This is a genomic window from Bartonella sp. AC329YNZD (genome assembly GCF_042196685.1).
Lineage (GTDB): Bacteria > Pseudomonadota > Alphaproteobacteria > Rhizobiales > Rhizobiaceae > Bartonella.
Window position 1 is genome coordinate 18,934 of record NZ_JBHIQS010000012.1, and the last position, 14,751, is coordinate 33,684.

Below are 14,751 nucleotides of genomic sequence, written 5' to 3' on the forward strand. Positions count from 1 at the left end.
TTAGACGAATGGTATTACTAATTTGTTTACAGAAGTTATTTTATGAGTGACTTAAATCTAACCATAGGGGGGAAGTTTTTTCTTATAAAACAGGTATTGCAATAATTATGAAAGAACTTAAAATTAATAAAAAATACGCTGCATGGAAAACAATCATGGAACAGACGCTCACGGTGGACTCTATACTTCATATTATGCATTATGAAAAGGGCAAAAATTGGGAAGAAGGTAGGTATGGTGCGGTTGTAATACCTAAGGCTAGAGCAAAACTCCAAAAACCTAAATTATATCGCGTTTTTTTACTCAATGATGATTACACACCTATGGATTTTGTTGTTTTCATTTTGAAGAACTTTTTTAAAAAAAGTTTCGAAGAAGCAACACGGATTATGTTAAATGTTCATCACAATGGGATAGGCGAATGTGGAACCTATACTTATGAAGTTGCTGAAATGAAAATAGTACAAGTGAGGGAATGTGCACGTCAAAATGAACATCCGTTACAATGTGTAATGGAACAGAAGTGAGGAATTATGCCATCTTTTACACCTAGTCTTGAAGAGGTTTTGCATCGTGCATTAACAATTGCCACTCAAACACGGCATGAATATGCAACATTAGAGCATCTTCTCCTTGCCCTGTTAGATGATGCTGATGCAAATTCCGTTATTCAGGCATGCCAAGTAGATGTAGAAGAATTACGAGAGCGCTTAACCAATTATCTTCGCTCAGAGCTAGATGAACAGATTAGAGCTGATGAGGATACAAAGCCTACAGATTTTTTCCAGCGTGTTATACAACGCGCGGTGATCCATGCTCAATCTGCTGGAAAAGATGAAGTATCGGGAGCAAATGTTCTTGTGGCAATTTTTTCTGAACGCGAAAGCCATGCAGCATATTTTCTTCAAGAGATGGGAATGACACGCTATGACGCTGTACGTTTTATTTCACATGGTATCACGCGTGATGATGGATTATCTATGTTACTTGAAGGACTTGAAGAGCAATTAGATCAGCAGATTTCGGACAATAATGAAAGGGTAACAAGTGCTTTAACGAGTTATTGTGTTGATCTCAATTGTAAAGCACGTAATGGGAAAATTGATTTATTAATTGGCCGTGAAATAGAAATTTCACGCATGATTCAGATTTTATGTCGCAGGTCAAAAAACAATCCGCTTTTGGTTGGTGATCCTGGAGTGGGGAAAACCGCTATAATTGAGGGATTGGCAAAGCGCATTGTTGATGGGCAGGTGCCTGAAGTTTTATCAAATGCAACAATATTTTCTCTTGATATGGGGGGGCTTGTTGCTGGTACACGTTATCGAGGTGATTTTGAAGAACGCTTAAAGCAAATTATTAAAGAGTTTGAGCTATATCCAGATGCTATTTTATTTATTGATGAAATTCATACCTTAATTGGAGCAGGAGCGACATTAGGGGGAAATATGGATGCAGCAAATCTTTTAAAACCTACATTATCTTCTGGAGCTGTGCGGTGTATTGGTTCGACGACTTATAGAGAATATCGAAAATTCTTTGAACAAGATCGTGCTTTAGAACGCCATTTTCAGAAGATTGATATTCATGAACCTTCTATTACTGATGCAATTAAGATTCTGCAGGGGATAAAGCCTTATTTTGAAGGTTTTCATCAGATTAAATATACAGATCAGGCGATGAAGGCATCTGTAGAATTATCTTCACGTTATATAATTGATCGTAGGTTACCTGACAAAGCAATTGATATTATTGATGAAAGTGGCGCAGCACAAAAGCTCTTGCCACAAAAACAGCGCAAAAAGAGTATAGGTGTTAAAGAAATTGAAGCGACTGTTGCTAAAATTGCAAGGATTCCACCAAAAACAGTTTCTCGGGACGATCAAAAGATACTGAGTAAGCTTGAAAAAGAGCTCAAGCAGGTTGTCTATGGGCAGGATCAGGCAATTTCCGTATTAGTTTCGTCAATTAAATTGGCGAGAGCAGGTTTACGCGAACCAGATAAACCGATAGGAAGTTATTTATTTTCAGGACCAACAGGTGTAGGAAAAACTGAAGTTGCAAAACAGCTTGCCTCATCTTTAGGCATTGAATTATTGCGTTTTGATATGTCAGAATATATGGAACGGCATACGGTAGCGCGCTTAATCGGAGCACCTCCAGGTTATATAGGATTTGATCAAGGTGGTCTCCTTACCGATGCAGTTGATCAGAAACCTCACGCAGTTCTCTTGCTCGATGAGATTGAGAAAGCACATCCAGAGTTATTTAATATTTTATTGCAGGTAATGGATTATGGTAGATTAACAGACCATAATGGCAAGAAAATTGATTTCCGCAATATTATTTTGATTATGACAACCAATGCTGGTGCTTCAGATATGGCAAAATCAGCTATTGGATTTGGGAAAGTACATCGTGATGGTGAGGATATAGAAGCAATCAATCGACTCTTTACACCAGAATTTCGTAATCGATTAGATGCAATTATTCCGTTTGCGCCTTTATCTCACTTAATCATTAATCAGATAGTGCAAAAATTTATTTTTCAGCTTGAAGCACAATTAGCTGATCGGGGGATTGGTTTTGAATTAAGCCCTTCTGCAACTTTATGGCTTTCCAATAAAGGATATGATTCTCAGATGGGAGCACGCCCACTAGGGCGTGTTATACAAGAATATATTAAAAAGCCATTAGCTGATGAAATTTTATTTGGAAAGTTACGCAATGGTGGAATCGTTCACGTATTGACAGAAAAATCAAATGGCGAAAAAGAAAGATTACAGTTAAAAATTTCATCTCCCGATGTATCTATTGGTTCAAAGAAAAGTAAAATGAAAAATTTTACAAAAAAACGTGCAGGAAAGAAAAGCACAACAACTTAAGAGCATGTTACAAGGCTGCGCGGATTTTTTTTGCATTTTCTTCAAGTATTTCTATAGGTGTTATCACATCATTATGAGGGGTAAGTTCTACTCCTTCCATACGCGGTATAATATGGAAATGGAGGTGATAAACGGTTTGTTGGCTCGCTGCTTCATTAAATTGCATGACAGTTATCCCATCTGCTTGAAAGGCTTTTTTGACGGCATTTGCAATTTTTTGAACAGCTTTAATAACAGGAAATAATGTTTCAGTATCTGCATCAAGCAAGTTTCTAGAGCCTTTTTTAGGAATGACCAGCGTATGACCTGGTGCCTGTGGCATGATATCCATGAATCCAATAACATCATTATCTTCATAGACGCGAACAGAAGGGATTTCATTGCGAATCAATTTAGCAAAAATATTGTTATTGTCATAAGCTTGTTTCATACAAATGTTTCCTTTTATTATAGGTTTAGAATTTTAATTTCAAAACAAAAAAGTGCAAGTTTTATCAAAGTTATAAGACAAAGAAGTATTTTGGATTCAGTTATATTTAGCTAGGGTGATGCACTGTCTTTAATGAAGATTTAGATTTCTATGATGGCTTCAACTTCTACAGGAACATCCATGGGAAGAGAGGCAACACCAATAGCAGAACGAGCATGCTTTCCAATTTCACCAAGAATATTGACAAATAAATCAGAAGCTCCATTGGCAACAAAAGGGATATCGGTAAAATGAGAATCTACCGCCACAAAAACAGTAATTTTTACCATGCGTTTTATTCTATTTAAGTCACCCAGAGTTGCTTTGAGTTGAGCGAGAATATTGAGAGCGCAAGCTTCAGATGCTTTTTGGGCTTGTTCGACATTCACAGTTGTACCAACTTTACCGATGGCTATAGGTTTTCCATTAATAAGAGGAAGCTGTCCAGAAATAAAGAGTTGATTACCACTTTGCGAAGTGGTGATGTAATTGGCAAGGGGGGGGATTACTTCAGGAAGAGTGATACCGAACTTTTCTAGGTTTCTTTCAATTCCATTGGTCATAATTTAAACTCCATAGCTGTTCTATAATACATTCATTGCATACCCTATTTTTTGATTTAAGGAAATGTGTGGTTAATTGAGAAATTAGCCTTTTTTGCCTTATTGTATGATGTTATGCAACGGGGATAGAGTTTGGAAGTTGGGAATGATAAGATCATTATTTATAATAATTTTATATATTGTTTTTGTATGTACTGCGAGAGCTGAAGAGCCCATTTTTATTGTGCCTCATCGAGCAATTTATGATTTTCATCTCGATAACGTTTCGCATGAAATGACAATTTCTGGGATGACAGGGCGAATGGTTTACGAGCTTACTGGTTCGGTATGTCAGGGTTATAATACACGTTTTCGTTTCATTAGCCGTATGAACATTGAAGGTATGCCGGTACGTTTAACGGATCAACAGACGACGAGTTATGAAACAGGGGACAGCCGTACATTTCGTTTTGATATTACAGATCAAGAGGGAGAAGAGGTTGCGCATCGTGCCGAAGGGGTCGCAGAGCGCACTCCGGATGGTATTACAGTTACATTAAAAAAGCCAAAAGAAAAAGAGTATAAGCTTGCAATGGCTGAATTTCCAGTAATGCAACTAAAAAATATTATTCGCCATGCAAAAGCAGGGCATCATTTTTACAATGTTACGGTATTTGATGGGACGAATAAAGCAGATAAAGTTATAAAAGAAAGTGTTGTTATAGGGGAAAAGAAGGCACTTTTATCTGATAGCGAAACGGAAAAAATGAAAAAATTGGATGAAGAAAAATATTGGCCTGTTACAATCTCTTATTTTGATGATGAAGAAAATAAAGATGGTTTGCCGATTTATCGTAGCAGTTTTCTCTTACATGAGAATGGTGTTATGCGTGATCTTCATATGGATTATGGAACTTTTTCTGTGCGTGCCAAATTGAATAGTCTCGAATTCCTCGAACTTGGAAAAGATCTTGATCAATGTGAAAATGCAAATATTAAATGATTGAAGAAAATGACTTGAAAAAGAATCAAATAATAGTATGTTTGCACTATTCCACACGCGGAGTTTGGGTGTTTGCAAATAGTCTGTGAGAAGAGTCTAGCAAGCATCCGCCGGTAGTAGGTTTTCCTGCTTTTTCCGCGGAGGTTGAACCGGAAAGGATAAAATTTATGGCACTACCCGATTTTACTATGCACCAGCTTTTAGAAGCAGGTGTACATTTTGGTCATCAGACTCATCGCTGGAATCCCAAAATGACACCTTATATTTATGGTCAGCGTAATAATATCCATATTATTGATCTTGCTCAGACTGTTCCACTTTTGCACCGAGCACTTAAACTTGTCTCAGATACTGTTGCGCGCGGTGGTCGTATTCTCTTTGTTGGTACGAAACGACAAGCATCTGACATTATCGCTGATGCGGCCAATCGTTCTGCCCAATATTACGTTAATGCGCGTTGGCTTGGTGGCATGCTTACAAATTGGAAAACGATTTCCAATTCGATACATCGTTTGCGTAAGCTTGACAAAATTCTTGCCGCTGAAGCACAAGGCTTTACCAAAAAAGAACGTTTAAATCTTGAACGTGATCGTGAAAAGCTTAATCGTGCGCTTGGTGGTATTAAAGATATGGGATCTGTTCCAGATCTTATATTTGTTATCGATACAAATAAAGAAAATATTGCACTCCAAGAGGCAAAGCGTTTGGGTATTCCTGTAATTGCTATTATTGATACCAATTGCGATCCTGATGATGTAACGCATCCAATACCAGGAAATGATGATGCTTCGCGTGCAATTTCTCTTTATTGCGATCTTTTTGCTCGTGCTGCTCTTGATGGTATTGCACGCCAGCAAGGTGCCATGGGTATTGATTTGGGAGCTCAAGTTGATGCACCTGTGGAGCCTATGTTGGAAAATGCGGTTTCAGAAGTTCCTGAGTAATATAAAACGCCTAACTAAGGTACTTTTATTTTCTAAAGAAGAGGTTACTGGCGTGCAGAGGAAATTTGCACGCTTTCACTGTTACAGAATAAAGAGGCAAATATGAGCATTACTGCTGCACAAGTAAAAGAACTTCGAGAATTATCTGGCGCTGGTATGATGGACTGTAAAGCCGCTCTAGCAGAGACTAATGGTGATATGGAAGCTGCTGTTGATTGGCTTCGTAAAAAAGGGATAGCTAAAGCAGATAAAAAGGCGGGTCGTACAGCGGCTGAAGGATTAATCGGAGTCGTATCAAAAGATTCACATGCGGTTTTGGTTGAGATTAATTCTGAAACAGATTTTGTTGCACGCAATGATGGATTTCAAGAGATTGTGCGCAATATAGCAACAGCCGCCTTGGATACGCCAGGTGATGTTGAATCTGTTTCTGTTTCTCTTTATCCTGGTTCTGAGAAGACTGTAGAGCTTACAATTAAAGATGCAATTGGTACAATTGGTGAAAATATGACATTTCGTCGTTCCGCTAAATTGTCTGTTGAGAATGGTGTTGTTGCGACTTATATACATAATAGTGTGGCTGACGGTCTTGGTAAGCTTGGTGTTTTGGTGGCAATTGAAACAACAGGAAATAAAGAAGCTGCTCTTGCTTTTGGTCGTCAGGTTGCGATGCATATTGCAGCAACCAATCCGTTAGCACTCACAGCACAAGATGTTGATGCTGGTGCTATTGAACGTGAAAAAGCGATTTTTTCAGATCAAGCACGTCAGTCTGGAAAGTCTGAAAGTATCATTGAAAAAATGGTAGAAGGGCGTATGCGTAAATTTTTTGAAGAGGTTGTTTTGCTTTCACAGGCTTTTGTTATGAATCCTGATATGACTGTTGAGGCAGCTTTAAAGGACGCTGAGAAATCAATTGGTGCACCAGCAAAAATCACAGGCTTTATTCGTTTTGCACTAGGTGAAGGTGTAGAAAAAGAGGAGTCTGATTTTGCTGCAGAGGTTGCTGCTGCAAAAGGTTAGTTATTGCAAACTCTTAATCAGAGATTTAAAATCATATCTTTGAGTATAGAATCTCTGAGGGAACCAATCTAATTGTTGAGAGGGCGTCACGTGAAAAAAAGTGGTGCCCTTCGTGGTGTTAAAAGCAAAAAGTAAATGTGCTTTTGGGGAGATTATTAATGGCATTAGCACTTCCGTATAAACGTATTCTTTTAAAGGCTTCTGGTGAAGCCCTTATGGGGGGGCAGAGTTTTGGCATTGATGTTTCTGTTGTAGACCGCATTGCCGCTGATATTGCAGAAGTGCGTGCAATGGGGATAGAGGTTGCTGTTGTGATCGGTGGGGGAAATATTTTTCGTGGTGTTGCTGTTGCTTCGCATGGTGGGGATCGAGTGACAGGTGATCATATGGGAATGCTTGCAACGGCTATTAACTCTTTAGCATTGCGAACATCATTGACAAAATTAGGCGTTGAAACGGTTGTACTCTCTGCGATTGCTATGCCACAAATTTGTGAAAGTTTTTCGCAACGTAAAGCAATAGCTTATATGAATCAGGGAAAAGTTGTTATTTTTGCGGGCGGTACAGGAAATCCATTTTTTACAACTGATTCTGCTGCCACTTTACGTGCAGCAGAAATTGGTGCGGACGTTCTTCTTAAAGGAACACAAGTTGATGGTATTTATTCAGCAGATCCAAAGTTAGACCCTACGGCTAAGCGTTTTGACCAATTAACGCATGTTGAAATTTTGCAATGGGGATTATCTGTTATGGATTCAACGGCGGTCACTTTAGCACGTGAGAACAATGTGCCGATTATTGTGTATTCCATTCATGAAAAAGGTGGTTTGGCTAAGGTCTTGAATGGAACAGGACGCTTTACAATAGTATCGGAATAAGGGTAAGCTTCAAAGGACAATTGAAGGAGACAGAAATATGGATGTTACATCAATTATGGATGATCTGAAACGTCGCATGGATGGTGCTATTACGGCTTTTAAACATGAGTTGGGTGGTTTGCGGACTGGACGAGCATCGGCCAGTTTATTAGAGCCGTTGACTGTTGAAGCTTATGGTTCTGTTGTGCACATAAATCAAGTTGCTAATATTTCTGTTCCCGAACCTCGGATGCTTTCTGTTTCTGTATGGGATAAAACGATGGTAGGAGCTGTAGAGCGTGCTATTCGCGATTCCGGTTTTGGTTTAAATCCCATAACTGATGGTACGAATTTACGTATTCCTTTGCCTGAGTTGAATGAAGAGCGCCGTAAAGAACTTGTAAAAATTGCGCATCATTATGCAGAGCAAGCGCGTGTTGCTACACGTCATGTTCGTCGGGATGGTATGGACAATTTGAAAAAGTTAGAAAAGGATGGTGAAATTGGGCAAGATGAAGCCCATAGTTTGTCTGAGAAAGTTCAAAAACTCACAGATGAAACTATTGCTGATATTGATAAAATTTTAGCCGTAAAAGAATCTGAAATTATGCACGTTTAAGACGGTTTTGTCGCTAGAAAAAGGATGTTATACTCCCGCCTGTAAATTGTTTCTATGGATAATAGTAAGGAGTGGTGTGCTCTGTGATAGCAAGGTGTAATACAAGAAGGTGTTTTATCGTTTTATCATCTTGATATGGGAGAGATTGATTTGAAAGGGAAGATGTTTTAATTTTTTAGTTTGCGTGGTAAATCATGCCCTTTGCTGGAAGACACTATTTAACAGCATGGTAAAGGCTCCTAGTTAGCATGTCTTTGTTAAACTGCATAATGAAAACATTATTAGAAATTATTTAAATATCTAAGATGAGGGTTGGGGAAAGAATATAACACAAAAAATAAGCCTAACCTTTCTCTTATTTCCCATTATAAAACATGCGAGTAGAATCGATCAAGCAGATGTTATGTGGCATAATTTTCTTTTAGATGACGAACAGTTGATAAAAGAGTGTTTTTAACCTCTATTGGTTAATTTATATAGGGCGTAGATAGCCGCTTTTTCATTTTATGTTTGAGAAAATATTTAAAAACATATTTTAGGATTAATTTTAAGAGGGGATTTTTGAAGCTGTTTTCATTGATTATTCGTCTTATAAGCACTATCTTGGTAGACTGAATTATTTATGGTAAATTATAAGAGAAGTTTGTACAAGTGTGAAATAAAAATACTACAATTTTAGAGCTTGTATTTTCTATTTTTATTGTGTGGATGTTGTTTTGTCTAATTTGGTTTATCGTGTTCTGACAGCTTTTGTGTTTGGCGTTATTGCATTGTATCTAACGTGGTTGGGAGGAACCATCTTTTTTTTGTTTGTATGGTGTATTGGCGGTTTTATTCTCTATGAGTGGATGAGTATTACTAAAGAGAAGTGGTGTGTTGTACAAAAGATATTAGCAAGTATTTTTTATTTGTTTTTCGGCTTTTTTTTAGTGTTGAGTGTATCTGCTTCATTAGATTTTTGTGTTTTAATCGTTTTGGCTGCGGTGTTGGCTATTATATCTATAAAAGGGGGGGGGTGGGTTTTTTGTGGTTTTTTATATGCCTCTTTTCCTGTTGTTGCTTTATGCTTTTTACGGGATCATGAGATGTTGGGGTTCCAAGTTGTTATTTTCTTATTTACGATAGTGTGGGGGACAGATATTGGTGGGTATTTTATCGGACGTGCCTTAGGGGGGGCTAAATTAGCACCACAATTTTCTCCTAATAAAACATGGTCAGGAGCGTTTGGTGGCACATTTATCGGAGTTTTCGGCGGTATATGGGTTGCTTTTGGATTTTTTGATATAAATTTAACAAGTTTTTTCGTGCCACTCCTTACACTTATTTTATCAATTGCTTCACAATTGAGTGATTTAGGACAATCATGGCTCAAAAGGCGGTTTTCTGTTAAAGATTCTAGTTCTTTATTGCCTGGACATGGTGGCTTTATGGATCGTATGGATGGGTTGGTAGGGGCCGCTTTGCTTCTTTATTTAATTGGGGCGTTTATAGCTGATATGAATGCGCCTTTTAATCTTTTTAGTATGATTTAATTGGGAGTAGATATTTTGGGACTTTTAAATCATATCGTCACTATGGGTGATTTTCTTTTAAGAAGTTTGAGTATTCTTTTTATCATTATGATTATCATTTTTGTGCATGAACTTGGGCATTATCTCATTGGTCGGTGGTGTGGTATTAAGGCGTTAGTTTTTTCACTTGGATTTGGTCCACAAATAGCGAGTTACACAGATAAGCATGGCACCAAGTGGCGCTTAGCACTTATTCCCTTAGGAGGTTATGTAAAGTTTGTTGGAGATGAGGAAAAAATTGATACGGTATCATCCCAATCATCTCCGATAGTTGATGGTTCATTTGCCAGTGTGCATGCTTGGAAAAAAGCAGCAACTGTTTTTGCTGGTCCCTTTTTCAATGTCCTTTTTACTGTTGTTATTCTGACACTTTTTTTCTTTATTTACGGTCGTGTAGCCATTGAACCGGTTGTTGGTTCTTTAGTAAAAGATAGCCCTGCTGTTCAGTCTGGTTTGGAATTAGGTGACCGTTTTGTTGAAATGGATGGTCGACGGGTTGAAAGTTTTGAAGATTTGATGAACTATGTAACTTTTCACGGAAAAGAACCTATAGAGTTTAAGATAGAACGCATGGGGCGCGTGTTTACAACGGTCATTACTCCGAAACTAGTTGAGCGAGATGATGGATTCGGTAATCGGACACAAAGTGCTATGATAGGTGTAGGTGTTCCTGTTGATTCAAATAATCCTGCGCGTTTAGATCCAACTTATATAAAACATATTCACTATGGTTTTTTAACAGCTGTAAGAGAAGCATCAAATCGTACTGCGTTTATTGCTACTCAAACTGTTCTTTTTATGAGTCGTTTAATAGAAGGAAAAGAGGATCGTTGTCGGCTAAGTGGACCTTCTAAAACCGTTAAAATTGCTTGGAAAGTGAGCGAGGCAGGTTTTATTTCTTTGTTGAATTTGGCAGCTTTTCTTTCAATAAGTGTTGGGCTTATTAATCTTTTTCCGATTCTACCACTTGATGGTGGGCATCTTTTATTTCATGTCATTGAAGTTATTACTGGGAAGACAATATCCACTAAAATTCAGGGAATTGTTTTTCGTTTAGGTTTCTCCATTCTTCTCTTTTTTATAATTTTTGTCTTTTTAAATGATTATTTTTGTTGGTTTAGCTAATTAAATTATGGAAAATACTTTATGAATTGGGTAATAATAGCAAAAATAAATTGAAGGTTGTTTACCATGTCTGCAAAATGTTGTGGCGTTGTACATTATAATGAGTAATTAAGGGATGACAAAGTCTCGCTGTAAAAAGGTTGTTGTGGCAGTTAGCTTTTTAAGGCGTTGTGTCCAAGGAATAAGAGTAAGGTAAAAGAGCCAATGACTACGAATTCAAAGTTTTTAAATGCAGCATCTGTGTTGGTGTTAAAGATGGGGATGATTGTTCCAGTAACGGCTTTTATGTCAATTGCTGTGGTTGGAGAAATGCAAGCGTCTGTAGTCCGTTCTATTGAGGTTCGTGGGAATAAGTTTGTAAGTTCTCAGGCAATTCGGGACAATATGGGTATTAAGGCTGGACAAGGATTTTCCAGTGGTGATGTTGATAATGCTGTGAAGAACCTTTTCGAATTAGGTTTATTTTATGATGTTAAAATAAATCAAGTAGGTGATAAATTGGTCGTATTCGTAAAAGAATATGAGGTTGTCAATCAAATATTGTTCCAAGGAAATAAATCTTTTAAAGACCCAGATCTTAAACGGTTTATTTCTTTGAAACCAAATGAACCTTTTAACTCTGCTAAGCTTTCTGCTGATATAAATACAATTCGTGAAGCTTATAAAACTCTTGGTCGTAATAATATCACGGTTAACGTTCAAACCATTAATCTTGGAAAAGGGCGTGTGAATGTGGTCTTTAATGTTGTTGAAGGAAAAAAAACAAAGATTAGTGATATCGCTTTTAAGGGAAATAGTGTCTTTGGAAGTCGCCGTTTGCGTGATGTAATTTCGACAAAATCTTCAGGAATTTTTTCCAAGTTGTTAGGAGGCGATGTTTACAGTGAAGAGCGCCTCGCTGTTGATGAAGAAGCTTTACGTCGCTTTTATTATAATCATGGTTATGCAGATTTTCGTGTAGTCTCTTCTAAAGCAACTTTTGATGCAGCAAGCAATACGTATAAAATTTCTTTTGTTCTTGATGAAGGGGCGCGTTATAAAATTAGTGATATTCAAGTTGAAAGTGATGTCGATGGAATTGACGTTCAATCTGTAAAAAGGATGCTTAAAACCCAGCCAGGTGATGTTTATAGTGCAGAAGAGATTGAACAGTCCGTTGCAATTATTAATAACAAGGTTGCTGATTCTGGCTATGCTTTTGCTAAAGTTGAACCGCGGGGAAATCGTAATTTAGCAAATCATACAATTTCAATTTTATATAATATTGAACAGGGTACACGTGCTTATATTCAGCGTATTGATATACGTGGTAATGAGAAAACGCGTGATTATGTCATTCGTCGTGAGATTGATTTGAATGAAGGAGATGCCTACAATCAAACTTTATTACAGCGGGCAAAACGTCGTCTAGAAAGTTTAGGTTTTTTCAAAGCCGTTAATATTTCAATGGTTCCTACCGAGCAATCTGACCAAGTTGTTTTGGTGATAGATGTCGTTGAAGCTTCAACAGGAGATCTCTCTCTTTCAGGGGGGTATACAACGGGGGGAACAAGTCCTGGTATGTCACTTGAAGTTTCTGTTACTGAGCGTAATCTTGGCGGACGTGGGCAGTATGTTCGTTTAGGATTAGGAGCAGGGCAAGAAAAATCCCGTAATTATAATTTATCATTTGTTGATCCTTATTTCTTAGGGTATCGTTTATCTGCTGGCGTTGATGTTTTTCGTAGTACTTACCGTGCTGATAAAGCCTATGATGTACGACAGACAGGCGGGTCATTACGGTTTTCGTTGCCTATTAATAATCAATTGTCTGCTAATGTAGCTTATTCTTATGTGCAGGAAGAATATGATTTTGGCGGAGAGTATAATTTCGATAAAGAGAGTGACATAATAGAATTATACGGGAAATATTCTGGTGCGATTGTTCAAGCTGCAAAGCAAAGCCCTTGGAAGCGTTCATCGATTAGTTATGGTTTTACCTATAATACAATTGACGATATGAGAGCCCCTCATGATGGGTGGTATGTGAATCTTCTTCAGGAATATGCAGGGCTTGGTGGAAGTGCAAAGTTCTTGAAGACCACGGGTAAGGCGATGATGTACAAGACTCTTTCCGAGCAGAAGGATATCGTTGGTTTGCTTTCCTTTGGGGGGGGGTATATCCACGGAATGGGCCGAGATGGTGTTCGTATTTTCGATATGTTTAAGGCGAATACTGATATGATCAGAGGGTTCAAATATAATGGGATAGGCCCACGTCAGGTTTCTAATAAGGGTGAAGTTTATTTCTTAGGGGGAACAACATATATGAATGCGACTGCTGAAGTACAGTTTCCTATTCCTGTTGTGCCTGAAGGATTTGGGTTGCGCGGTGCTTTATTTGCGGATATTGCCACGCTTTATGGTAATAATTATAAGGCAGTTTTTAAAGGTGAGCCGCCTGTTACCAATACCAAAAGTGCTTGGCGCTCATCTGCAGGTGTGAGTTTGATGTGGGATTCTCCGTTTGGTCCTTTGCGTTTTGATTATGCTTGGCCAATAATGAAGCAGGAGGGGGATCGTGTGCAGCAATTAAACTTTGGTATTTCTACAAAGTTCTGATTTGAGCGATTTTAAGAAGGAAAAACTTGAAGAGAATAGCTTAAGCTGGGAGAGAAAGTGTTTTGATGGCGGATACATTTTTTTTTACGCCGTCCCGACGATTGACAGTTGCAAATGCTGCTGAGTTGACGGGTGCAAAGCTTCTTAATCCAGAGTTTTCTCATAAAGTTATCAATACTCTTTCTTCACTTGAGAGTGCTGTGGAAGGTTCGCTTGTTTTTGTAGAGCATCGAAAGTTTTCTGATGCTTTGCTGGATAGTTCTGCTGTTGCTGTTTTGTGTACGAATGAGATTGTTTTTAAAGTTCCCGAAACTATGGCAATTTTGGTGACATCCACACCACAGCGTGACTTTGCTCAGATTGGTCGTATTTTGTTTCCAGATTCTGTTAAGCCAATACCTTGGTTGGGGCAGAAGGGGATTTCATCGCATGCGCATATTCATCCAACGGCTAAGTTGGCGCATGATGTGTGTATTGAAGCGGGAGCTGTTATTGGTAAAAATGTTGAGATTGGTGCAGGAACTCTTATCTCATCCACAGCTGTTATCGGTGAAAATTGCCGTATTGGATGTGACTGCTATATTGCTCCTAAGGTAACAGTTCAGTGTTCTATAATAGGTGATAAGGTTCAGCTTTATCCTGGTGTTTGCATTGGGCAAGATGGTTTTGGTTATGTTGGGGGCGTTTCTGGAATCGAGAAAATTCCACAGCTTGGTCGCGTTATTATTGAGGATGGTGTAGAAGTTGGTGCGAACACGACAATTGATCGTGGAACATTTCAAGATACCGTTATTGGTGAAGGAAGCAAGATTGATAATCTTGTACAAATTGCCCACAATGTAAAAATTGGCCGCTATTGTCTTATTGCCGCTCAATGTGGCATTGCGGGAAGTACATCTATAGGGGATATGTCTCAGCTTGGCGGAAGTGTGGGAGTAGCTGATCACATCATAATAGGTAAATCTGTTCAGATTGCTGCTCGTAGTGGTGTTATGAATGACATTCCGGATGGCGAAAAATGGGGAGGTAGTCCAGCGCGACCATTTAAACAATGGTTTCGTGAAGTAGCGGCGTTGCGCAGTATGGGAAAAGTTAAAAAGGAGAAACGCTGA

General features: G+C 38.4%; 13 protein-coding genes. 11 read left to right on the top strand and 2 right to left on the bottom strand.

Going from position 1 to position 14,751, the window contains the following annotated elements; translation table 11 throughout:
• Positions 1-155 precede the first annotated feature (155 nt).
• Complete coding sequence (gene clpS / locus ACFIMW_RS06505; protein ID WP_375608558.1) at positions 156-527, top strand: ATP-dependent Clp protease adapter ClpS; 372 nt, start codon at positions 156-158, stop codon at positions 525-527.
• 6 nt (positions 528-533) lie between these two features.
• Entirely contained in the window at positions 534-2,885 is a 2,352-nt protein-coding gene (clpA, locus tag ACFIMW_RS06510) for an ATP-dependent Clp protease ATP-binding subunit ClpA (protein WP_375608528.1), read from the top strand.
• 7 nt (positions 2,886-2,892) lie between these two features.
• Here the strand turns inward: clpA and ACFIMW_RS06515 are convergent, their stop codons facing one another.
• Positions 2,893-3,315, bottom strand: a complete 423-nt coding sequence (locus ACFIMW_RS06515; protein ID WP_375608529.1) for an HIT family protein — start codon at positions 3,313-3,315, stop codon at positions 2,893-2,895.
• 140 nt (positions 3,316-3,455) lie between these two features.
• Positions 3,456-3,917: a RidA family protein gene (locus ACFIMW_RS06520; protein ID WP_375608530.1), complete on the bottom strand. Its 462-nt coding sequence runs from the start codon at positions 3,915-3,917 to the stop codon at positions 3,456-3,458.
• 145 nt (positions 3,918-4,062) lie between these two features.
• On the opposite strand from ACFIMW_RS06520, the gene ACFIMW_RS06525 reads away from it, so the two are divergent.
• The 9 genes from ACFIMW_RS06525 (at position 4,063) to lpxD (ending at position 14,751) form a co-directional block, all read left to right on the top strand.
• Entirely contained in the window at positions 4,063-4,899 is an 837-nt protein-coding gene (locus ACFIMW_RS06525; protein ID WP_375608531.1) for a cell envelope integrity EipB family protein, read from the top strand.
• Between the two features lie 167 nt (positions 4,900-5,066).
• Positions 5,067-5,843: a 30S ribosomal protein S2 gene (gene rpsB / locus ACFIMW_RS06530; RefSeq protein WP_375608532.1), complete on the top strand. Its 777-nt coding sequence runs from the start codon at positions 5,067-5,069 to the stop codon at positions 5,841-5,843.
• A 102-nt stretch (positions 5,844-5,945) separates the two neighbouring features.
• Positions 5,946-6,866 (top strand): translation elongation factor Ts, encoded by a 921-nt coding sequence (gene tsf, locus ACFIMW_RS06535; protein WP_375608533.1) that lies wholly within the window; start codon positions 5,946-5,948, stop codon positions 6,864-6,866.
• Between the two features lie 158 nt (positions 6,867-7,024).
• Complete coding sequence (pyrH, locus tag ACFIMW_RS06540) at positions 7,025-7,744, top strand: UMP kinase (RefSeq protein WP_375608534.1); 720 nt, start codon at positions 7,025-7,027, stop codon at positions 7,742-7,744.
• A 37-nt stretch (positions 7,745-7,781) separates the two neighbouring features.
• Positions 7,782-8,342 (top strand): ribosome recycling factor, encoded by a 561-nt coding sequence (frr, locus tag ACFIMW_RS06545; RefSeq protein ID WP_375608535.1) that lies wholly within the window; start codon positions 7,782-7,784, stop codon positions 8,340-8,342.
• A gap of 716 nt (positions 8,343-9,058) precedes the next feature.
• Positions 9,059-9,874, top strand: a complete 816-nt coding sequence (locus tag ACFIMW_RS06550) for a phosphatidate cytidylyltransferase (protein ID WP_375608536.1) — start codon at positions 9,059-9,061, stop codon at positions 9,872-9,874.
• Between the two features lie 15 nt (positions 9,875-9,889).
• Positions 9,890-11,038 carry an RIP metalloprotease gene (locus tag ACFIMW_RS06555; RefSeq protein WP_375608537.1) on the top strand — a complete coding sequence of 383 codons (1,149 nt, stop codon included), beginning with the start codon at positions 9,890-9,892 and terminating at the stop codon, positions 11,036-11,038.
• Between the two features lie 204 nt (positions 11,039-11,242).
• Positions 11,243-13,639 carry an outer membrane protein assembly factor BamA gene (bamA, locus tag ACFIMW_RS06560; protein ID WP_375608538.1) on the top strand — a complete coding sequence of 799 codons (2,397 nt, stop codon included), beginning with the start codon at positions 11,243-11,245 and terminating at the stop codon, positions 13,637-13,639.
• A 65-nt stretch (positions 13,640-13,704) separates the two neighbouring features.
• Positions 13,705-14,751 carry a UDP-3-O-(3-hydroxymyristoyl)glucosamine N-acyltransferase gene (gene lpxD, locus ACFIMW_RS06565; RefSeq protein ID WP_375607211.1) on the top strand — a complete coding sequence of 349 codons (1,047 nt, stop codon included), beginning with the start codon at positions 13,705-13,707 and terminating at the stop codon, positions 14,749-14,751.

Bases quoted from the DNA above. Each gene is read 5' to 3' on its own strand.
- bamA (WP_375608538.1), top strand. From the start codon at position 11,243: ATGACTACGAATTCAAAGTTTTTAAATGCAGCATCTGTGTTGGTGTTA.
- ACFIMW_RS06520 (WP_375608530.1), bottom strand. From the start codon at position 3,917: ATGACCAATGGAATTGAAAGAAACCTAGAAAAGTTCGGTATCACTCTT.
- pyrH (WP_375608534.1), top strand. From the start codon at position 7,025: ATGGCATTAGCACTTCCGTATAAACGTATTCTTTTAAAGGCTTCTGGT.
- rpsB (WP_375608532.1), top strand. From the start codon at position 5,067: ATGGCACTACCCGATTTTACTATGCACCAGCTTTTAGAAGCAGGTGTA.
- tsf (WP_375608533.1), top strand. From the start codon at position 5,946: ATGAGCATTACTGCTGCACAAGTAAAAGAACTTCGAGAATTATCTGGC.
- frr (WP_375608535.1), top strand. From the start codon at position 7,782: ATGGATGTTACATCAATTATGGATGATCTGAAACGTCGCATGGATGGT.
- clpS (WP_375608558.1), top strand. From the start codon at position 156: ATGGAACAGACGCTCACGGTGGACTCTATACTTCATATTATGCATTAT.
- ACFIMW_RS06515 (WP_375608529.1), bottom strand. From the start codon at position 3,315: ATGAAACAAGCTTATGACAATAACAATATTTTTGCTAAATTGATTCGC.
- clpA (WP_375608528.1), top strand. From the start codon at position 534: ATGCCATCTTTTACACCTAGTCTTGAAGAGGTTTTGCATCGTGCATTA.
- ACFIMW_RS06525 (WP_375608531.1), top strand. From the start codon at position 4,063: ATGATAAGATCATTATTTATAATAATTTTATATATTGTTTTTGTATGT.
- lpxD (WP_375607211.1), top strand. From the start codon at position 13,705: ATGGCGGATACATTTTTTTTTACGCCGTCCCGACGATTGACAGTTGCA.